Annotated in this window: 17 protein-coding genes; 11 read left to right on the top strand and 6 right to left on the bottom strand. The window is 60.5% G+C overall.

Annotated features, from left to right (window positions below; translation table 11 throughout):
• Positions 1-112: 112 nt before the first annotated feature.
• The 4 genes from ABD919_RS16680 to ABD919_RS16665 form a co-directional block, all read right to left on the bottom strand.
• Positions 113-979, bottom strand: coding sequence for a nitrilase-related carbon-nitrogen hydrolase (locus ABD919_RS16680; RefSeq protein WP_345237178.1), 867 nt, complete (start codon positions 977-979; stop codon positions 113-115).
• 291 nt (positions 980-1,270) lie between these two features.
• Positions 1,271-2,644, bottom strand: a complete 1,374-nt coding sequence (gene hydA / locus ABD919_RS16675; RefSeq protein WP_345237177.1) for a dihydropyrimidinase — start codon at positions 2,642-2,644, stop codon at positions 1,271-1,273.
• A gap of 136 nt (positions 2,645-2,780) precedes the next feature.
• On the bottom strand, positions 2,781-4,133 hold the full coding sequence (locus tag ABD919_RS16670; protein WP_345237176.1) for an aminotransferase class III-fold pyridoxal phosphate-dependent enzyme: 1,353 nt from the start codon (positions 4,131-4,133) through the stop codon (positions 2,781-2,783).
• A 307-nt stretch (positions 4,134-4,440) separates the two neighbouring features.
• On the bottom strand, positions 4,441-5,871 hold the full coding sequence (locus tag ABD919_RS16665; RefSeq protein WP_345237175.1) for a CoA-acylating methylmalonate-semialdehyde dehydrogenase: 1,431 nt from the start codon (positions 5,869-5,871) through the stop codon (positions 4,441-4,443).
• Between the two features lie 342 nt (positions 5,872-6,213).
• Between ABD919_RS16665 and ABD919_RS16660 the strand changes: the two genes are divergently transcribed.
• Together ABD919_RS16660 and ABD919_RS16655 are read left to right on the top strand one after the other, a co-directional pair.
• The gene (locus ABD919_RS16660; protein WP_345237174.1) at positions 6,214-7,356 is read left to right on the top strand and encodes a glycosyltransferase; all 1,143 of its coding nucleotides are present in this window, start codon (positions 6,214-6,216) and stop codon (positions 7,354-7,356) included.
• A 27-nt stretch (positions 7,357-7,383) separates the two neighbouring features.
• Positions 7,384-8,343 carry a glycosyltransferase family 2 protein gene (locus ABD919_RS16655; protein ID WP_345237173.1) on the top strand — a complete coding sequence of 320 codons (960 nt, stop codon included), beginning with the start codon at positions 7,384-7,386 and terminating at the stop codon, positions 8,341-8,343.
• Here ABD919_RS16655 and ABD919_RS16650 read toward each other — a convergent pair.
• Entirely contained in the window at positions 8,337-9,404 is a 1,068-nt protein-coding gene (locus ABD919_RS16650) for a UbiA family prenyltransferase (RefSeq protein WP_345237172.1), read from the bottom strand. The genes ABD919_RS16655 and ABD919_RS16650 overlap by 7 nt on opposite strands.
• Before the next feature lie 48 nt (positions 9,405-9,452).
• Between ABD919_RS16650 and ABD919_RS16645 the strand changes: the two genes are divergently transcribed.
• The 4 genes from ABD919_RS16645 to ABD919_RS16630 all read left to right on the top strand — a co-directional run bounded on the left by ABD919_RS16645 (position 9,453) and on the right by ABD919_RS16630 (position 13,775).
• Positions 9,453-10,283 carry an ABC transporter permease gene (locus ABD919_RS16645; RefSeq protein ID WP_345237171.1) on the top strand — a complete coding sequence of 277 codons (831 nt, stop codon included), beginning with the start codon at positions 9,453-9,455 and terminating at the stop codon, positions 10,281-10,283.
• Positions 10,283-11,533, top strand: a complete 1,251-nt coding sequence (locus ABD919_RS16640; RefSeq protein ID WP_345237170.1) for an ABC transporter ATP-binding protein — start codon at positions 10,283-10,285, stop codon at positions 11,531-11,533. The genes ABD919_RS16645 and ABD919_RS16640 overlap by 1 nt, the downstream gene beginning before the upstream one ends.
• Positions 11,534-11,556: 23 nt before the next feature.
• On the top strand, positions 11,557-12,588 hold the full coding sequence (locus ABD919_RS16635; protein ID WP_345237169.1) for a hypothetical protein: 1,032 nt from the start codon (positions 11,557-11,559) through the stop codon (positions 12,586-12,588).
• Positions 12,589-12,686: 98 nt separating this feature from the next.
• Positions 12,687-13,775 (top strand): AI-2E family transporter, encoded by a 1,089-nt coding sequence (locus tag ABD919_RS16630; protein WP_345237168.1) that lies wholly within the window; start codon positions 12,687-12,689, stop codon positions 13,773-13,775.
• 81 nt (positions 13,776-13,856) lie between these two features.
• Here ABD919_RS16630 and ABD919_RS16625 read toward each other — a convergent pair whose 3' ends face one another.
• Positions 13,857-14,651, bottom strand: a complete 795-nt coding sequence (locus tag ABD919_RS16625) for an XRE family transcriptional regulator (RefSeq protein ID WP_345237167.1) — start codon at positions 14,649-14,651, stop codon at positions 13,857-13,859.
• Positions 14,652-14,794: 143 nt separating this feature from the next.
• Between ABD919_RS16625 and ABD919_RS16620 the strand changes: the two genes are divergently transcribed.
• The 5 genes from ABD919_RS16620 to ABD919_RS16600 all read left to right on the top strand — a co-directional run bounded on the left by ABD919_RS16620 (position 14,795) and on the right by ABD919_RS16600 (position 19,624).
• A complete protein-coding gene (locus ABD919_RS16620; protein ID WP_345237166.1) occupies positions 14,795-15,205 on the top strand; it encodes a YbjN domain-containing protein in 411 nt (136 codons plus the stop codon).
• A gap of 116 nt (positions 15,206-15,321) precedes the next feature.
• On the top strand, positions 15,322-16,029 hold the full coding sequence (locus ABD919_RS16615; protein WP_345237165.1) for a PspA/IM30 family protein: 708 nt from the start codon (positions 15,322-15,324) through the stop codon (positions 16,027-16,029).
• 68 nt (positions 16,030-16,097) lie between these two features.
• Complete coding sequence (locus ABD919_RS16610) at positions 16,098-16,742, top strand: hypothetical protein (protein ID WP_345237164.1); 645 nt, start codon at positions 16,098-16,100, stop codon at positions 16,740-16,742.
• A 130-nt stretch (positions 16,743-16,872) separates the two neighbouring features.
• Positions 16,873-19,041 (top strand): flotillin family protein, encoded by a 2,169-nt coding sequence (locus tag ABD919_RS16605; protein ID WP_345237163.1) that lies wholly within the window; start codon positions 16,873-16,875, stop codon positions 19,039-19,041.
• Between the two features lie 103 nt (positions 19,042-19,144).
• Positions 19,145-19,624, top strand: a complete 480-nt coding sequence (locus ABD919_RS16600) for an endonuclease domain-containing protein (protein ID WP_345237162.1) — start codon at positions 19,145-19,147, stop codon at positions 19,622-19,624.
• The last annotated feature ends 5 nt before the right edge of the window (positions 19,625-19,629 follow it).

Genomic DNA, 19,629 nt, shown 5'->3' with positions numbered 1-19,629 from the left:
AGTTGTTAGTTGATTAAGTGTCGGCTGTTGGTTGTCAGCTGTCAGGTCATTGCGCGCTTATGCTCCGGAACGACTCTGACAACTGACAACTAGCAACTGACAACTATTCTCCCTACAATTCCACCAGCTTCTCGTAGGTCTCGGGGCGGCGGTCGCGGAAGAACTGCCAGGTGGCGCGCACCTCGTCAATCATGTCGAGGTCGAACTCGCTGATAAGCAGCTCGTCCTGGTACTCGTCGGCCTGAGCGATGATTTGGCCGCGCGGGTCCACGAAGTAGCTGGTGCCGTAGAAGCGGCCCAGGTTCCAGGGCTTCTCCTCCCCTACGCGGTTGATGCAGCCCATGAAGTAGCCGTTGGCGGCGGCGTGCGCGGGCTGCTCCAGCTTCCAGAGGTACTGCGACAGGCCGGCCACGGTGGCCGAGGGGTTGTACACGATTTCGGCGCCGTTCAGGCCCAGCACGCGGGCGCCGTCGGGGAAGTGCCGGTCGTAGCAGATGTACACGCCCACTTTGGCGTACTTGGTCTGGAACACCGGGTAGCCCATGTTGCCGGGCTTGAAGAAGAACTTCTCCCAGAAGCCCGAAGTATGGGGAATGTGGTTTTTGCGGTACTTGCCAAGGTAAGTGCCGTCGGCATCAATCACGGCCGCCGTGTTGTAGAGAAAGCCGGCCTGCTCCCGCTCGTAGATGGGCACAATCATCACCATGTTGTACTTCTTGCAGTACTCGGCCATGCGCTCGGTGGTTGGGCCGGGTACGGATTCGGCCGAGGCATACCAGGCCTTGTCCTGGCCCGGGCAGAAATACGGCGTGTTGAAGATTTCCTGCAAACAGAGAATCTGCACGCCCTGGCGGCCGGCTTCCTCAATCAGCGGGATGTGCTTCTGAATCATGGCCTCCTTGATTTCCTCAATCGAGCCTTCTCCTTCGGTCATCGGCAAGCTCATCTGGATGAGGCCGGATTTGATAATTCTGGGCATTGTTAGTGGTGGGTTTTTAGTAGAATTAAAAAATGTGTAGCAAAGCGTCTGGCCCCTGAAATAGTGTCATTGCGAGGGCGCAGCCCGTGGCAATCCTTACTCTAGCAGCACAAACCCTTAAGCTGTGATGGGTATTAAATCTTAAAAGTCAGCTAAAAGCGGGCTTTAAGTTAAGCAAAAAGCAGAGCTTGTCACATCCTTCGGCTGGTCGCTGGGAGAGGACGGATTGGCTACGCCGAACTTCGTTTGCCACGGGCTATGCCCTCGCAATGACACGTTATCTACTCGCCCTTAAAACTGCGTTCGGCCGCGTTTAATAAACTGGCCGTAGCCCTTCTCCACCTTGGTGTCACCATCATGCACGGCTACTTTGCCGCGCAGCAGCACGGTGTCAATCTTGCCGGTCAGCTCCCAGCCTTCGTAGGCCGAGTAGTCGACATTCATGTGGTGGCTGTCGGCCGAGATGGTATGCTTTTTTTCGGGGTCGAACACCACCAGGTCGGCATCGGCGCCGATGCTGATGGTGCCTTTGCGGGGGAACATGCCGAAGATTTTGGCCGCGTTGGTGCTGGTTGCTTCCACGAACTTGTTGAGGCTGATTTTGCCCTGGCTCACGCCTTCCGAGAACAGCAATTCCATGCGGTGCTCAATGGCCGGGTGGCCGTTGGGAATCTTGGAAAAGTCGTCCTTGCCCATGAGCTTCTGCTCCCACATAAAGGGGCAGTGGTCGGTGCCCACCACCTGCACCAGGCCCTGGTTGAGGCCGGCCCAGAGCGTGGCCTGGTCTTTCTTCTCGCGCAGCGGCGGCGACATCACCACCTTGGCCCCATTGGCCTCGTCTTCGTAGAGCGAAGCGTCCAGCACCAAGTACTGAATGCAGGTTTCGACGAACACGCGCTGGTTGCGCTCGGTGGCGCGGCGCACCTGGTTGAGCGCCCCCTCGCAGGTCAGGTGCACGATGTAGGAGTTGACGCCGGTGTAGTTGGCAATGTCGGCGAAGCGGCCGGAGGCTTCGGCTTCGGTCACTTCAGGCTGTGAGAGATAGTGGTAGAGCGGCGTGAGCTTGCCCGCGGCCCGGTGCTGGGCGATGAGCGTGTCAATCATATCGCCGTTGGTGGCGTGGGCCGTCACCAGCCCGCCGTGCTTTTTCACTTCTTGCATCAGGCCCACCATCTGCGCGTCGTCAATCATGAGCGCGCCTTTGTAAGCCATGAAGGTTTTGAACGAGGTGATGCCCTCGGCCACCATGTCCTTGATTTCCTCCTTGGTGCTGGGGTTGAAATCCGTCACGGCCATGTGGAAGCTGTAGTCGCCCACGGCATTGCCGGTGGCCCGGCCGCTCCACTCCTCAAACGCCGAGCGCAGGGAATTGCCCTGCTTTTGCAGGATGAAGTCAATAACGGTGGTGGTGCCGCCGTGCAGCGCGGCGCGGGTGCCGGTCTCGTAGGTGTCGGAGCTGAAGGTGCCCATAAAGGGCATCTCCAGATGCACGTGCGGGTCGATGCCGCCGGGCACCACGATTTTGCCGGTGCAGTCGATTACCTCCGCCCCGTCGGCCGTTAAGTTGCGGCCAATGGACACGATGGTTTCGCCCTCGATGAGGATATCGCAAACAGCGTCGGAATCGGCCGTGACCACGCGGCCGTTTTTTAGAAGGATGGACATAATAAAACGGGCTACCCCACCCCAGCCCCCTCCCCTCCGGGAGAGGGGGAGCCAGTCGTGAAGTCTAGAAACAGTTATATTCTATGATGGAAAACGTCTGGCTCCCCTCCCCTGTGGGGAGGGGCTGGGGGTGGGGTTAGTGCGTATGCTTATCAGCAATGCTGATAGCCTCGGAAATAATGGCCAGCCCTTCATCCAATTCATCGCGCGTAATATTTAGTGGCGGGGCCACGAAAATGTAGTTCCAGCGCACGAAGGTGTACATGCCCAGCTCGCGGATTTTAGCCGCCACCTGGTTCATGATTTCCATCTGATTCGGGGCGGCGTTCCAGGGGGCCATGGGCTCCTTGGTCTGGCGGTTTTTCACCAGCTCGATGCAGCCCAGCAAGCCCGTGTTGCGCCAGTCGCCGATGCTGGGGTGGCGCTCCATCATTTCGCACATGCGGGCGTCAAGGTACTTGCCCATCTCCACCGTGTTTTCGAGCAGGTTGTCCGACTCGTAGATGTCGAGCACGGCCACGGCAGCGGCGCAGCTTACCGGGTGGGCCGAGTACGTGAGGCCCAGCGGCAGGGGCTTGTCGTCGAATGATTTGGCAATTTTCTCATCCACCATCACGACGCCCAGGGGCAGGTAGCCGGCGGTTATGCCTTTGGCCGAGCACAGGATGTCGACCTTCACGCCGTGGTGGTCGGAGCCGAACCATTTGCCGGTGCGGCCGAAGCCCGACATCACCTCATCGGCAATGAGCAGGATGCCGTGCTTATCGCAGATTTCGCGAATACGCGCCCAGTAGCCGGGCGGATATTTGATGCAGCCCGAGGTGCCCGACTCCCCTTCGAGGAGGATGGCCGCTACGCTGCCCGGGTTTTCGTAGCCAATGATGCGCTCCATGGAATCGGCGGCGCGCTGGGCGCACTCTTCGGGCGTGGAGCTGTGCCAGGGACAGCGGTAGAAAAACGGATTTTCAACGTGCACCGTGCCGGGCATGGCCTGGCTGTCTACGGCAAACTTGCGGGGGTCGCCACCCACGCTCATGGCGCCGTAGCTGGCCCCGTGAAACGACTGGTACAGGGATACAATCTTGTGGCGGCCGGTGTACACGCGCGCCAGCTTGATGGCATTTTCAATGGCCTCGGCCCCGCCCAGCGTGAAAAAGGCTTTGGTCAGGTTGGGCGCGGTAATTTCGGCCAGCTTGCGGCCCAGGTCGCCGCGGGCCTTGGTAATCATGCCGGGGTACACGTAGCTGAGCTCGCGCATCTGGGCCGCTACGGCTTCGGTCACACGCTGGTCGCCGTGCCCGATGTTCACGTTCATCAGCTGCGACGAGAAGTCGATGTAGCGCTTGCCGTCGCGGTCCCACACGTATACGCCTTCGGCGCGCTCGGCATTGATAGGGTTTAGGCCCGTTTGTTTTGACCAGGAAAACAGGGTGTGGTCGAGGTTGTCGTGTAGTATCTGGTCTTTATCGGTATCGAGGGTAGGCTGCATAAATGCTGGGGTTAGAAAGGAGGGGAAGTTAACGGAAGCGAAGAACTTCAATTCGTTGCCGCGCCTCAGGCCACCCGCTGCTGCCTTCTATCTCTACGGCAGGGGCTATGGGCATGAGAGGAGACGCGCAGCGCGGAAAAGAAGCTCTTCCTTCCGCCACGCCGAAGCTTGGGGCCCCGGGTGTTGAGTGGGAATTCTCTTTGTAGTTGTCAGTTGTTGGTTGTCAGTTGTCAGTTAAATCGTAAGGAGTTAGCAGGTCAAAAGAACGACCTGACAACTGACAACTGACAACTGACAACTAAAACATCTAGCTCATCCAGTTCACCCTTGACTCGGGGTTCCACTTGGTGGTGGTTTTCTTGAGCTGGGTCCAGAACTCGATGGAGCTTTTGCCGGTGATGTCGCAGGCGCCGAACTTGGACTCATTCCAGCCGCCGAAGGAGAAAGGCTCCCGGGGCACGGGCACGCCGATGTTGACGCCAATCATGCCGGCGTTGGCATTGTCCATGACGTAGCGGGCGCTGCTGCCGCTGCTGGTGAAAACAGCGGCGGCGTTGCCGTAAGGGTTGGCATTTTCGATGGCCAGGGCTTCGTCCAGGGTGTTGGTGCGCATAATGGCCAGCACCGGGCCGAAAACTTCTTCCTGGGCAATGCGCATGTCGGGCGTCACGTAGTCGACCACGGTGGCACCCACGTAGTAGCCGTCTTCGTGGCCGGGCACTACGGCGCCGCGGCCGTCGAGCAGCACTTTGGCACCGGCGGCCTCGGCCTCGGTGATGTGCTTTTCAATGCGCTCTTTGGCTTCCCGGCTGATAACCGAGCCCAGGTTCTGGCCGGGCACAATCTTGCGGGCCTCCTCCACGATTTTAGCCACGATGCTGTCGATAGAACCAACGCCCACCATGGTGGAGCCGGCCATGCAGCGCTGGCCCGCGCAGCCCGACATGGAAGCCGCCACGTTGGAGGCCGTCATTTCGGGGTGGGCATCGGGCAGCACCATGAGATGGTTCTTGGCCCCGCCCAGGGCCACGCAGCGCTTGAGGTTGCTGGTGGCGCGGATGTACACCACCTTGGCAATCTTGGTGGAGCCCACGAAGGACACCGCCTGAATATCGGGGTGGTCGCAGATGGCTTCCACAATTTCGCGGTCGCCGTTCACGATGTTGAGCACGCCATCGGGCAAGCCGGCTTCCTTAAGCAGCTCGGCAATTTTTACGGCGCTCAGCGGCACTACTTCCGAGGGTTTCAGAATCATGGTGTTGCCCAGCACCAGGGCGTTGGGGATGGTCCAGTGCGGCACCATGTTGGGGAAGTTGAAGGGCGCGATGCTGGCCACCACGCCCAGGGGCTTGCGCTCGATGCGGCATTCTACGCCCTTGCTTACTTCCAGCAGCTCGCCCTGAATGAGCTGGGGCATGGAGCAGGCAAACTCGGTTAGCTCGATGGCTTTTTCTACCTCGGCCCGGGCTTCGTCGAAGGTCTTACCGTTTTCTTCCTGCACCAGCTGGGCCAGGGCTTTCATGTCGCGCTCCAGCAGGGTTTTGTAGCGGTAGAAAATCTGCACCCGCTCCTTAATGGGCATGGCCGACCAGTTCGGAAAAGCAGCTTTAGCGGCCTGCACGGCTTCATCGAGCTCGGTGGCGCCGCTCAGGGGCACGGTAGAAATGACGGCACCGGTAAGTGGGCTATACACGTCCATCGTGGCCGTGCCGGAATCGTTTGCAGGTTGGCCAGCCACAAAATTGCGGATTGCCGGATACTTTAAAGTTTGGACTTCCATGTTACCGTAATGTTAAGCGGGGCGCAAGCTAAGGTTTTTGCATGAAATGTCGCAGAATTTCCCGCAAACGGTTGCAGGATTTTTTAATTAACCAGCGATTGAATAGCTAGTATGGAGAACTAAAGACATGTTTTATCAAGCAGTTATCATCCATCACACCCCGGAATAGCTTAATTTTTGTGGGCAGAAAAGCACGCAGCTCTCAGCTGGCAGCGGCTACCTTTGCGGTTCTTTACCAAAACTGTGAGCTCTACAATACAAGGACTGCTCCCCCACTCCCCTGCTCCTTGCCGGCTTGCCATGGTGAGCTCCTGCCCGGAAGCCTGGGGCGGCAGCGAAGAGCTATGGGCCGGGGCCGCGCTACACCTGAAGGCGGCAGGGCACGAGGTACAGGCCTTTAAAACAAATGTCGACTACCAGCACCCGCGCATTCTCGGCCTGCATGCTGCGGGTTGCCAGGTCACCGACCTGGAGCAGCTGCCCGCCTTGCGAACCCGTCTGCTGAACCGGCTGCTGCCTTACCACCGGCAGTATAGCCGCCGTCGGCTGGCTCAGCAGGTACTGCGCCGGGGCCTGCTGGCATTTCAGCCGGGGTTGGTGCTCGTTTCCCAGGGCTCAAACTTTGATGGCATCCCCTACGCTCAGGTTTGCCAGGAGCTGGGGCTGCCGTTCGTGCTGCTTGCCCAAAAGGCCGTCGACTTTTTCTTTCCACCCTGGTACGAGCGGGAGGTAATCCAGGCCGCCTACCGGGCAGCACGGCACTGCTATTTCGTAGCCCGGCACAACCTGGAGCTGACTCAATTTCAGCTGGGCCAACAGCTGCCCGCCGCTTCGGTGGTCTGGAACCCCTACAACGTCCCCTTTCACAGCGAAAGCCCCCTGCCATCCATTACGCCAGAGGCTACCATCCGCCTGGCCTGCGTGGCCCGCCTGGAAGTACTCGACAAAGGCCTGGACCTGCTGCTGCAGGTACTGTCCCAGGACAAGTGGCGGAACCGGCCGCTGCAGGTAACCTGCTTTGGAAGCGGGGCCGACCGGCAGGCACTTGAAGAGATGACAGCCATGCTCCGGCTGGGAGACACCGTGCGCTTTGCCGGGCAGGTTTCCGATGTGCAGGCTATCTGGCAAAGCCACCACGCGCTGGTACTGCCTTCCCGCAACGAGGGCCTGCCCCTGGCCCTGGTAGAGGCCATGCTGTGCGGCCGGCCGGCCATTGCAACCAATGCCGGAGGAATCGGCGAGATATTAGTCGACAACGAAACGGGCTTCCTGGCCGAGTCTGCCAGCGTTGCGGCACTGGACCAGGCCTTGGAGCGCGCCTGGCGGCACAGAACCGACTGGCAACGCCTGGGCAGCGCCGCTGCCCGACACGCCCGGGCAACGGTGCCAACCGACCCAGCCCGCCACTTTTCCGAGAAATTGCGGAGCTTGGCCCTAGTATAGTAGTATATTTTACCTGCCAATTATTTCATGGGCGCTGCGCTGGTCTCTATCATCATTCCTACTTACAACCGTGCCCACCTGCTGGGGGCGGCCATTCGGAGCGCCCAAAGCCAAACGTATCCAGCTACTCAAATCATTATTATCGATGACGGCTCGACCGACGATACCCGCGCGGTGGTGGCCGCTTTCGATGGAGTAGAATATTACTACCAGCCGAACCAGGGGCAGGCGGCGGCCCGCAACGCCGGCCTGCGCCACTGCCGGGGCGAGTTCATGGCCTCGCTGGACTCCGACGATGTGTGGGACCCGGATTTTCTGGCCAGCAGCATTAGCCAGCTGCAGAAGCACCGCCTGGACTTCGTGTTTTTGAACTGGAATGCCACCAATGGCAGCAATGGCTTTGTGCGCTTTTTCGCGCTTCCCGGCAAGAAGCGGCGCTTCTGCACCCGGGCCGAAGGCGAGTGGTGGCTGCTCGACGCCGCCCAGACCCGGCGCCTGTTTGTGGAAACCTGCCCGGCACCGTCCTCGTCGCTGGTTATCCGGAGCAGCGCCCTGCAGGGGCAATGGAACGAAGAGATGCACATTGCCGACGACTGGTGCCTTATTCTGGACATGGTGCTGAGCCGGGGCTGCCGGTCGGCCTTCACCATGCAGCCGCACTGGCTCAAGCACGTTCACGACCACAACATCTACGACGGACGCGACGAGCTGATTGTGATTCAGGAGCTGGGGTTTCACGACGAGAAGCAGCTGGCGCAGCGTTACCAGTCCCGGCTCAGCTTGCTGGAACGAGGAATCTTCCGGCGGCGCATGGCCCAGCACTACTTCAGCTTCGCCTACATTAGCTGGAAGCGGGCGGCGCCGCTGCGCACCGTGGCCCAGCACCTGGCCGCCGCTTTCTGGCTCGCCCCAATCGACGTGGGCCGCAGCACCGTGAGCGGCGCCATGTCCTATCTGAAAAAGCGACTGGCAGCACCGAATCAATGAGGACGCTGCCCACTTGCCTTATGCCACATTACGGCCAGCACCTGCCCTATTGCCCGGGCGCTGCGCCAGCTATGGCGGCCAAACAGCAGCAGGTGCAGCCCCAGCGCCAGGCTTGCGCCGGGGTAGCGCCCGGCCTGCAGCAGCAGAAAAGCCAGGGGGTAAAACACCTCGTAGTATTCGTTGAGCACAATGCGGTGGTTGGCCTGCGGCTCGGCCACTACCAGGCGCACCTGCCATACCCGGACGCGAAACCACTCCAGGCCGGCGTACAGCAGCAGAAAGAGCACCGGCAGCCACTCCCGGCTCAGGCCCAGCACCCCGGCAAACCCCAGCAGCTCCAGCGGAAACGCCAGGCCGTGGGCCAGCCGCCGGCCGGTGGCCCGGCCTCGCCGCGTGACGAACGTAGTTACCCCGGCCTGGGCGTCGTGGTCGGCGTCGCCCAGCTGGTGCCAGAGAATGTTGCGGATGCCGCAGCCCAGGGCCCAGCACCCGATGGCGGCCAGCCACCCGCCCGGCAGTGGCATACCCGCCCAACTGCTCACGGCAGCTGCGGTGAGCAGCTGCGGAAAAAAATGGGCGCCCGCCGCATCGGCCAGCAGCCCCCAGAAGCTCCGCTTCTTGAGGCGAAACGGGGGCAGCGAGTACAGCGAGTACGCCAGCCAGGCGCCCAGGTACAGCCCGGCAGTGAGCGGGCTGAGGCGCCAGAAATAAACGCCAAATCCCAAGCCTGCGCCCAGGCAGAGCAGCAGGGCCACCACCACCCGCAGGGCAGGCTGCCCGGCCAGGCGGTTGGCTTTGCCACTGGCAGCATCATCGGCCCGGTCGGTCCAGTCGTTTATCAGGCTCACGTAGGTGGCCCCCACGGTGAGGGCCAGCAGCAGCAGCAGCAAGCGGGGCAGCAGCGGCCCGATGGACCGTCCCGCCAGGGTGGCCGTAGCATAAGCCGTGGCCAGAATCGGCGCAAACTTGTACGCCCACCACTCGCCGGCACGCGCCATGCCAACCAGCCTATGCCCCAGGGCCGGCCGGGTGCCGGGCGGCGGGCCTTCGTTATCTACCATGCATTGTTTTTGCGGACTGCGGCATAAGCGGCTCGCATCTGGCATCAAATGAAAGAAACAATTTACACTTCGCAGTCGCCATTGCAGGCCCCGCGGGCGTTTCTACGAGCCGTGCGCGACGACCTGCGCGTGGTGTACCACATCGGCTGGCAGCTGTTTGTGCGCAACCTCAAGGTGCAAGTGCGCCAGAGCCTGCTGGGCTATGCCTGGATGCTGCTGCCCCCCCTTATTGCCGGGCTGGTCTGGATTTTCCTGGGCCGGGCCCGGGTGCTGAACGTGGAGTCCGGCGCCGTGCCCTACCCCGCGTTTGTGCTGGCAGGCGTCTTTCTCTGGCAGGGCTTTGTGGAAGCCCTGAATGCCCCGCTGCAGCAGCTCTCCTCGGCCAAGGCCACCCTGGCCAAGGTGCGGGTGCCGCACGAAGCATTTGTAGCGGCGGGCGCGGCAGTGGTGGTATTCAACACGCTAATTCGGATGAGCATTCTGCTGGCGGTCATGCTGTGGCTTAAGGTTCCCCTGACGGGCGCCCTGGCGCTGGTGCCGCTAGGGCTGCTGGCCCTGCTCGGCCTGGGCCTGGCCCTGGGCTGGCTGGTAGCCTTGCTCGGGCTGCTTTACGCCGACGTATCCAATGCTCTCGGCGTATTGCTCAACCTGTGGTTTCTGGTTACGCCCATCGTGTACACGCTCCCCGCCGGGTATGGGCGCTGGCTGCAGCTGAACCCAGTAGCCCCGTTGCTGATTACTACCCGAAACTGGCTGCTGGGCGGCCCGCTGGCTCCCACTCCCGGGTTTTGGCTGGTGGCGGGGCTGGCCGGGCTGGCACTGGGCAGCAACTGGCTGGCTTACCGCCTGGCCCAGCCCCACCTTATTTCCCGCTTCTGATGGCCGAGCAGACCCCGGTGGTTACGGTGCGTAACCTGTCCAAGAAATACTGTCGCCAGCTGCGCACTTCGCTCTGGTACGGCCTGCGCGACATTGCCGCCGACCTCTGGCCGGGGCCCCGAAAACCGGCCACGGCCTTGCGACGCCACGAGTTCTGGAGCCTGCAGGACATTTCCTTCGAGTTAAACCGGGGGGAGTCGCTGGCCATTATCGGCGACAACGGAGCGGGAAAAAGTACCCTCCTCAAGCTGCTCAACGGTCTTATCAAGCCCGATGCCGGCTTTGTCCGCATGCGGGGCCGCGTGGGCGCGCTGATTGAGCTGGGCGTAGGCCTGGACCCGGTGCTCAGCGGGCGGGAAAACATTTTCGTGCGGGCGGCCCTGCTGGGCGTTGCCCGGGCCCAGGTGCTGCCGCTGCTGCCAGCCATTATCGAGTTTACCGGGCTGGGCGAAGCCATCGAGATGCCGGTGCAGTTCTACAGCTCGGGCATGGTGTCGCGCCTGGCTTTTGCCGTGGCGGCCCACCTGCACCCCGACGTGCTGCTGGTGGATGAGGTGCTGGCCGTGGGCGACTTCGACTTTCAGCGCAAGTGCATCAACCACATGATGGGCTACCTGGCCGGGGGCGGCTCCATCATCCTGGTGTCGCACGTACCCCACCACATCCAGGCCGTGTGCCAGCGCGGCCTGGTGCTGGAAAAGGGAGCCGTGGCTTTCAGCGGCTCGGCCACCGAGGCCCTGGACTATTACTTTGCCCACCAGCAGCTGGCCCCGGACAGTGCCTCCTCCCAGGCCGCAGCGCGGGAGCTAACGCCGTTGCAGCCGGTTCGCATTGAGCAATTAATCGTAACCAGCGCCTCCGAGCAAATCGCCCCGGGGGCCGACCTTACCCTGCACCTTACTTACCGCGCCCTGCACGAGCTGGAAGGCTGTGGATGGGCCTTTTTCATCTATACAAACGAAGGCGCGGTGTGCATCACCAGCGGCTACTTTCCGGAGTCCTTTTCCCTGCAAGCGGGCGCACATACTTTAAGCTGCTGCCTGCGCCGCTCTCCCCTTACGGCGGGTGAGTACCAGCTGCGCGCCGCCATCTACCAGCGGGATACCCTGCAGCCTCTGGCGCTGCTGGGCTGGGAAGATGCCCCCGTCCCCCTGCGCGTTGAGGCAGCAGCCAGCCTCGAAAAAAATGTGCAGGCCATGGTACGCCAACTTATTTCCGTAGAAATTGTATGGAACCAGCAGCCTCTGTAAATCAAGCCCTCAGCCCTCCCCGCTTGGAGCAGGCCATAGTGGCAGGCCTCGCCTACCTCAGGCAACACCAATATCCTAACGGAGAGTTTTGCTGCTACTATGCCCCCGACGACCCCATGCAGGAGTGGTGCCAGCCGGACAGTGCCCTGTTTCCTACGGCCCTGGTGGCGGGCTGCATGCTCTCGCTCCAGGCCCTGCCGGTGGCCAATGATATGCTTACATCTGCCACCAACTTTCTGCAGTACCAGATGCTGCACGGGGGCCTCTGGACGCATTACGGCCGGGCGCACGCCTGGCATCGACTCTGCCCACCCGATGTGGACGACACCAGCTGCGTCTCGGCCATTATGCGGGCCCGCGGCATCGACTGCCCTCACCCCAGCAATGTGCCCCTGCTGCTCACCAACCGCAACCGGGAGGGCCTGTTCTTCACCTGGTTTCTGCTCCGGCTGCGCTGGAACGCCAACCGCACGTACTGGCGCGTGGTCCTGCCCGAACTGCTGCGCCCGGTGCAGTCCTTCGTGTATTGGCGCGAGGTGGAAGCCCACCGCAATGACGTTGATGCCGGGGTGAATGCCAACGTGCTGTTTTACCTCGGCGACCGGCCGGAAACCCAGCCCGTCATCGCCTGGCTATTGCGCATCATCGCCGAGAATCGGGAAGCCGAATGCGACCGCTGGTACCGGGACCCTTTTTTTATTTACTATTTTTTTACGCGCTGCTACCACGCTGGTATCCAAAAGCTCGAACCCCTCCGCGCGCCCATTATCGCCCGCATCCTTGCTCAGGCTCAGCCCGATGGCCGCTTAGGCACTACCCTGGCCGACACGGCCTGGGCCGTGTGCAGCCTGCTGAACCTGGGCAGCTACCCCATCGAGCTGGAAAAAGCGGTGCAGTACCTGCTGCGCCACCAGAACAACAGCGGCGAATGGCCCCGCTGGCGCCTCTACTACGGCGGCCCCAAAAAGGCCATCGGCTGGGGCTCGGAGGAACTGACCACCGGCTTCTGCCTTGAAGCCCTGGCCCGCTACCAGCAGCATATTACGAGCGGCTAAATAGGCCCGCTGCCGGGTAAGGCTGCGGGCAACGGCGGCGTGAGCCCGACCGTAGGAAGTGGACCGGATTCCCCGCGCCTCATTCCTTTTCGCATTCTATGCGCAGCATTACCCTGCCCCGGGCCAATGGCTTGCTCCTGCTGGCTGTACTTATCCTGGCTACCCTGTACTTCGGCCGCTTGTTTCTGATGCCGCTGGCCTTTGCCGGTCTGCTGGCCATGCTGCTGCGCCCGGTAAGCAACTGGCTGGAGCGGCGGGGACTGGGCCGGGCCCTGGCCGCGCTGCTGTGTTTGCTGGTAGTGCTGGCCGTGCTGAGTGCCCTGGGCTGGATGATAGCAGAGCAGGGCAGCAACATCTCCGACGACTGGCCTCAGCTGAAAAAGCAGTTTTTCGCGGAGCTGGGCAAGGTACAGCAGCAGGTGCAGGAGCGGTTTGGCGTGGGCCCTAAAAAGCAGATGAGCTTTCTGCAGGAACAGATGGCCAACGCTACGGCCGCGGTGAAGAGGTTTGTAGCTGCCACCCTGAAGGGCCTGCTGGGCGCGCTGGGCGGCTTTCTGCTGGTGCTGCTTTACTTGTTTTTCCTACTCTGGCAGCGCCACCGGCTGCGGCAGTTCGCACTCAAGCTGGTCGAGCCCGAAAACCGGGGGGAAGTGGCCCATATCCTGGAGCAGGTCAGCAAGGTGGGTGGGCAATACCTTATCGGGCGCTTTGTGTCGATGTTTTTCATTGCCACCGTCTACGCCATCGGTTTTACCATCATCGGGCTGAAGAATGCGCTGCTGCTTAGCGTCATTGCCGTGCTGCCCACCATTGTCCCTTACGTAGGTGCCTACATCGGGGCCGCGTTTCCGCTGGCCATGGCCCTGGCTGCCGGCGAGCCGGGCACGGTGCTGCCCACGGTGGGCGTCATCATCCTGGCGCAGTTTATCGATAACAACATTATCGAACCCATCGCCATGGGCTCGGCCCTGCACCTCAACCCCTTCTTTACCATCATCGCCGTGGTGGCAGGCGAGCTTATCTGGGGGGTGCCGGGCATGATACTGTTTGAGCCGCTGTTCGCCATCATCCGCATTGCCTGCAGCCACGTGCCGGCACTGCAGCCGTACGCCGAGCTGCTCGGCGACGAAGACGAAGAGCCCGGCTGGCTGAAAAAGGTGAAAGGGCTTTTTAAACGCAAAGCCTGAAACGCGAGGCATGAGACCGGAGACAGCTCTAAGGTAGCGCGGTTCTCCGGTCTCATGCCTCGCGTTTTCTGTCTAAAAAACCTACTCGTGGTCGCTGAGCCGTTCGAGCAGGGCTTCCACTTTGCGCTCCAGCGCGGCCACCCGCTCGTCGAGCAAGGCCGGCGGGCGCAGGTGGGTGGTGAATACCCCGCGCACTTCCCAGATTTCCAAGGCCTGGGTTAGCTCCAAATCCTGGCTGCCGTAATCGGGGTTATCGGCGCGCAGCTTTAGGGTAGTGCCGTCGGGCAGGCGGCCGGCCAGGCGTCGAATAAGAATTTTGCTTTGCGTGACGAAAGCATACACGCGCCCGTTGTGCAGCGTGGGCTTGGCCTTATCTACCCGGCAGCACAGCACAATGTCCTGGTGCCGCAGGCCCTGCCGGTGCAGCAGCATGTCGGCCCCGGAAACCTCAAACGCCCGCGTGGGTCCGCTCAGGTCGTGGGGCATCTGCACCCAGGGCAGGGAGTCGATAAAGGCAGGGTCGTGGTGGTGGACAATGTATTCCAGCGCCCGGTTGCGGTACACCAGCGGGGTGACGTGCTGCTTGCGGTCGGCCTCCGCCAGCACCTCCGGCGCCGGAGCTTCCTTCTGCAGCTGCTCCTTAAAAATATCGAAATGATAGAGCTCATTTACGGTCAGCTCTTTCGTAAGTAGCAGGTCGACGGACAAGCCAAAATGCTGAGCAATCTGTATCAGCGTTTCCATCTTCGGCTCAGACCGGCCTTCTTCATAAGCGCCCACACTGGGGCGGGCCAGGCCAAACAATTCCGCAAAAGCCGCCTGACTCAGCTTTTTAACTGCACGGAGCTTGCGAATATTTTTTCCAACGTAGGACATGTTACCAAAAAATTAATTCGCTCAAACTTTGAGCACATTCAAAACTTTCCTTAATATTGTGGCGTAAAGCTAGCACAACACCGCTGAAAGCTTTTACTTACCGCTACTTTTTTGAGCCAAGCACTTCTCTCACCACCTCGCCTATGCCCAACCCCTACTTTCCTACCGTTCGTGGCTACCTGCTGGAGCTGGGCTTCGACATCTGCCACGCCGACGAGCACGAGGGACTTTTTGTAGTTGACAAGCCCGAGCTCGCCATACGCAACCTCGTCATCGGCTGCGCCGACCCGCTGCTGATTCTGGAGCAGTACCTGCTCGACCTGCCCGCCCCCTCGCTGGAAATCTACCGGCGCCTGCTGCAAAAGAACCGCGACATCATCCACGGCGCCTTCGCGCTCGACGACACCGGCCACCGCCTCATCTTCCGCGACACCCTGCAAATCGAATCCCTCGATTTGGGCGAGCTGGAAGCCTGCATCAACTCCCTGGGCCTGCTGCTCAGCGAGTTTTCTGACGAGCTGATTCAGTTTTCTAAGGGGGACTTGGAGTCTTAAGGTCTTAGGGACTTGGTTTTTGCCAGTTCCTAACTCCCCTCTCCTCTCCCGCCTCCGAAAATGTTTAGAACTCAACCAAGACCCTAAGTCCCCAAGACCCTAAGACCCTAATAGCCATGAACATTCTCAACCGACTCTTTAAAATCGGGCAATCGGAAGCCCACGCCGCGGTCAACCAGCTGGAAGACCCAATTAAAATGACTGAGCAGGGCCTGCGCGACCTGCGCCAGGACCTGGATAAGAGCCTGCACGGCCTGGCCGAAGTAAAGGCCATGGCTATCCGGGCCCGTAACGAGGGCGAAACCGCCCGCGCCAAGGCAGCCGACTACGAAAGCAAAGCCGTGCAGCTGCTGCAGCGCGCCCACCGGGGCGAGATGGAAGCCAGCGAAGCCGACCGTCTGGCCAGTGAGGCCCTGCTGAAGAAAGCAGAAAATGAAGGCCAGGCCGGTCGCGCCGCAGGCGACCAGGAAAAGTTTGAGCAGGCGGCGGCCCAGATGGACCAGAACGTGCAAACGCTCAAGGCCACCATCAGCCAGTGGGAAAATGAGCTGAAGACGCTCAAGGCCCGCGTGACGGTGAGCACGGCCACCATCAACATCAATAAGCAGCTGGCCCAGCTCGACTCCTCGGGTACGGTGGCCCTGCTGGAGCGCATGAAGGAAAAGATTGCCGTGCAGGAAGCCCTGGCTGAATCCTACGGTGAAATTGCCCAGACCAGCAAGAGCATCGATTCTGAAATTGACAAAGCCCTGGGTAGTACAGGTAGTGGCAAAGCGGCTGCAGACCTGAAAGCCCTGAAAACCAAGCTGGGTATTGCCGAATAAAAAAAGCGGGCGGGCAAGCATTGGTATCTGTATAATTTTCCTACCTTTAATATGCCCTGAACATGCCCATGACTGAACTTTTACAAGCCGCCGTATTGCCACCCAATCTGCTGCCTACGGCCCTGCTGGTGTTTGTGCTGCTGTACTGGCTCACAGTTATCGTCGGCCTGCTGGATATGAAGACCGTGGATTTGAGCTTGGACGACCACGGCCACCTGCACTTCGACTCCGATGCTGCGGCCGGCGAGGCAGGCACCTCCTGGCTGAACGGCGCCCTGGCCTTTTTCAACCTGGGCCGCATTCCGCTGATGATATTCCTCAGCTTCGTGATTCTGCCGCTGTGGGTGGGCAGCATCCTGGCCAACTACTACACCGGCAACACCTCGCTGCTGCTGGGCCTGGGCTTCTGCCTCCCGCTGTTCATAGCCAGCCTGTTTGTGGCCAAATTCCTGACGCTGCCTTTCGTGAAGCTGTTCACGGCCATGGAAAAGGAGCACGGCGGCGGGGAAGTGGCCATTGGTAAAGTATGCACCGTGCTATTGCCCGCCACACCCGAGCACCTGGGCCAGGCCTCGGTGCGCATCGATGGCGCCCCGCTCATGCTGAACGTGCGCAGCACCAAGGCCCCGGTAGCCAAGGGCGAAACGGCGCTGGTAATCGACTACGACGCCCACCGCCGCTGCTACCTGATTGAGCCCTTTATAACCAATTAAAAATTAAAAATTGAGAATTGAGAATTAAAAACAGGGCACCTATGCCACAACTTCTCATCAGCACAAAATTTTTAATTTTTAATTCATAATTTTTAATTCAACTCATTGACAAACTTTTACTTCTGAACCCATGCTAGCTTCTCTTTCCTGGGCCGTGCTCTTTATGCTCGGCTTTTTTCTCCTGGGCTTTCTGGCCGTCATCGCCAAGATGTACAAGAAAGCCGTGCAGGGCGAGGCCCTGCTGCGGACCGGCATGGGCGACGCCAAAGTCTCCTTTTCCGGCATCATTGTGGTGCCCATCCTCCACAAGCTGGAGGTGATGGACATCAAGCTCAAGACCATTGTCATTTCCCGGGCCGGGGCCGAAGGGCTGGTGTGCAAAGACAACATGCGCGCCGACGTGAAGGTGAACTTCTTTATTCGGGTGAACAAGACCCACGACGACGTGGTGAACGTGGCCCAAAGCATTGGCACCCACCGCGCCTCCGACCCCGCGGCCCTCGAAGCCCTGTTCGACGCCAAGTTCTCGGAGGCCCTGAAGACCGTGGGCAAGCAGTTTGACTTCATTGAGCTGTACAACTCCCGCGAGCAGTTCAAGCAGGAAATTCTGCGCATCATCGGCACCGACCTCAACGGCTACGTGCTCGACGACTGCGCCATCGACTACCTGGAGCAGACGCCGCTGCACTCGCTGAACCAGGACAACATCCTGGACGCCGAGGGCATTAAGAAAATCATTGCCCTGACCTCGGAGCAGAAGATTCAGGCCAACCAGATTCAGCGCGACCAGCAGAAGACCATTAAGAAGCAGGACGTAGAGGCCCAGGAAACCATTCTGCAGCTGGAAAAGCAGCTGGCCGAAAACCAGGAAAAGCAGCACCGCGAGATTGCCAACATCAAGGCCCGCGAAGCCGCCGAAACTGAGAAAGTGCGCCAGGAAGAACGCCTGAAAAGCGAAAAGGCTCGCATCACGGCCGATGAGGAAATCAAGATTTCGGAGCAGAACCGCGACCGCCAGATTCTGGTGGCTGAGCGCAACAAGCAACGCACCGATGCCGTGGAAACCGAGCGCGTGGAGCAGGCCCGGGCCCTGGAAGCCAACGAGCGGGAGCGCATCGTGGCCCTGGCCCAGATTGAAAAGGAAAAAGCCCTGGAAGAAGAGCGCAAGAACATTCAGGGCATTATCCGCGAGCGTATTACCGTGGAAAAAGCGACGGTAGTGGAAGAAGAGCGTATCAAGGATACCCGCGCCCAGGCCGCGGCTGACCGCGACAAGCTGGTGGCCGTGACCAAGGCCAAGCAGGAAACCGAGCAGGCCACCATTGCCCTGGTGGGCAATGCCGACATGGAGAAGCAGGCGGCTGAGTACCGCGCCAAGCAGGCCCTGATTGACGCCGAAGCGGAGAAAGCCGCCGCCGAGCACCGCTCCCAGGCCATTCGCATTCTGGCCGAGGCCGAAGCCAGCAAAGCCACGGCCGTGGGCCTGGCCGAAGCCCAGGTAATGCAAGCCAAAGCCAGCGCCCGCCAGAAGGAAGGCGAGTCGCAGGCCAACGTGCTGCAGCTGACCGCTGCCGCCGAAGCCCAGGCCATTCAGGCCAAGGCCCTGGCCCAGGCCGAAGCCGACGAGAAGCTAGGCGTAGTAGCCGCCAAGGTAAACCTGGAAAAAGGCTTGTCTGAAGCCAGCGTCATCGAAGCCAAAGCCGACGCCGAGCAGAAGCGCGGCCTGGCCGAAGTGACGGTGAATGAGCAGCGCTTCACGGTGGAAGCCAAGGGCATTGAAGCCAAGGCCGACGCCATGAAAAAGCTCGACGGCGTGGGCAAAGACCACGAGGAGTTCAAGCTGCGCCTCGACAAGGAGAAGTCGGTGGAGCTGGCCCAAATCAACATCCAGAAGGACATTGCCGGCGCCCAGGCGGGCGTGATTTCCGAAGCGCTGAAGTCGGCCAAAATTGACATCGTGGGCGGCGAAACCATGTTCTTCGACCAGATTATCGGCTCCATCACCAAGGGCAAGATGATAGACCGGGCAGTTCACAATTCCGACGTGCTGGGCACGGTGAAAGATGCCTTCTTCAGCACCGAGCACGGCGGCGACTTCAAAACCAACCTGCGCTCCTTCGTGAACCAGTTCGGCCTCAGCTCCGAGGACATGAAAAACCTGAGTGTGTCGGCCCTGCTGCTGCAGATGATGAACAAGGCTGGGGATGAAGCCACGCGCAGCACCATCACGCAGCTGGCCAGCACAGCCACAGCACTGGGTATCAGCGACAAGCAGGTAAAGACGCTGAATTTGAACTAGGGCGGTTACCCCATCCCCCGGCCCCTTCCCCTCCGGGGGAAGGGGAGCCATGGCGGCGTAGATGTTTTGTTCTATTTAGTCTTTTAAGACTGATACCTCTAAGATGGATTCTGAACAAAAATCAGAACAGAGTCGTCAGGCTCCCCTTCCCCCGGAGGGGAAGGGGCTGGGGGATGGGGTGATTTACCCCTACGGCATGTACACTACGGACGCCAAGCGCTGGATAAAATCCTTAAAGGACTATGCCCGGCACAACCGCAAAACCGCCACACCAGCCGAGAACCACTTATGGCACGAGCTGCGAGGTAACAAGCTTGGTGCCCCGTTTCGCCGCCAGCATGCCATTGGCCCCTTTATCGTTGATTTCGTCTGCCTCGCCGCCTGGCTTATTATTGAAGTGGATGGCAGCATTCACGGCGATGCCAGCCAGGCCGAATACGATGGCGGGCGCACCCACGAATTACAGGAGTGCGGCTTCCTGGTGATTCGCTTCACGAACGCCGAAGTTCTTTCCCGAACACCAAGCGTGTTGCAAACAATAAGTGAGCATCTAACGCTGCTCTACCCACACTATGAGCCTTAATACGA

Origin of the sequence: Hymenobacter saemangeumensis, from assembly GCF_039541835.1 — a bacterium.
Lineage (GTDB): Bacteria > Bacteroidota > Bacteroidia > Cytophagales > Hymenobacteraceae > Hymenobacter > Hymenobacter saemangeumensis.
The sequence above is the reverse complement of the archived record's forward strand: the minus strand, read 5'-3'. Positions and strand labels throughout refer to the sequence as shown.

Coding starts and splice junctions, on each gene's coding strand:
- ABD919_RS16680 (WP_345237178.1), bottom strand. CDS start 979: ATGCCCAGAATTATCAAATCCGGCCTCATCCAGATGAGCTTGCCGATG.
- hydA (WP_345237177.1), bottom strand. CDS start 2,644: ATGTCCATCCTTCTAAAAAACGGCCGCGTGGTCACGGCCGATTCCGAC.
- ABD919_RS16670 (WP_345237176.1), bottom strand. CDS start 4,133: ATGCAGCCTACCCTCGATACCGATAAAGACCAGATACTACACGACAAC.
- ABD919_RS16660 (WP_345237174.1), top strand. CDS start 6,214: ATGGTGAGCTCCTGCCCGGAAGCCTGGGGCGGCAGCGAAGAGCTATGG.
- ABD919_RS16655 (WP_345237173.1), top strand. CDS start 7,384: ATGGGCGCTGCGCTGGTCTCTATCATCATTCCTACTTACAACCGTGCC.
- ABD919_RS16650 (WP_345237172.1), bottom strand. CDS start 9,404: ATGGTAGATAACGAAGGCCCGCCGCCCGGCACCCGGCCGGCCCTGGGG.
- ABD919_RS16645 (WP_345237171.1), top strand. CDS start 9,453: ATGAAAGAAACAATTTACACTTCGCAGTCGCCATTGCAGGCCCCGCGG.
- ABD919_RS16640 (WP_345237170.1), top strand. CDS start 10,283: ATGGCCGAGCAGACCCCGGTGGTTACGGTGCGTAACCTGTCCAAGAAA.
- ABD919_RS16630 (WP_345237168.1), top strand. CDS start 12,687: ATGCGCAGCATTACCCTGCCCCGGGCCAATGGCTTGCTCCTGCTGGCT.
- ABD919_RS16625 (WP_345237167.1), bottom strand. CDS start 14,651: ATGTCCTACGTTGGAAAAAATATTCGCAAGCTCCGTGCAGTTAAAAAG.
- ABD919_RS16620 (WP_345237166.1), top strand. CDS start 14,795: ATGCCCAACCCCTACTTTCCTACCGTTCGTGGCTACCTGCTGGAGCTG.
- ABD919_RS16615 (WP_345237165.1), top strand. CDS start 15,322: ATGAACATTCTCAACCGACTCTTTAAAATCGGGCAATCGGAAGCCCAC.
- ABD919_RS16610 (WP_345237164.1), top strand. CDS start 16,098: ATGACTGAACTTTTACAAGCCGCCGTATTGCCACCCAATCTGCTGCCT.
- ABD919_RS16605 (WP_345237163.1), top strand. CDS start 16,873: ATGCTAGCTTCTCTTTCCTGGGCCGTGCTCTTTATGCTCGGCTTTTTT.
- ABD919_RS16600 (WP_345237162.1), top strand. CDS start 19,145: ATGGATTCTGAACAAAAATCAGAACAGAGTCGTCAGGCTCCCCTTCCC.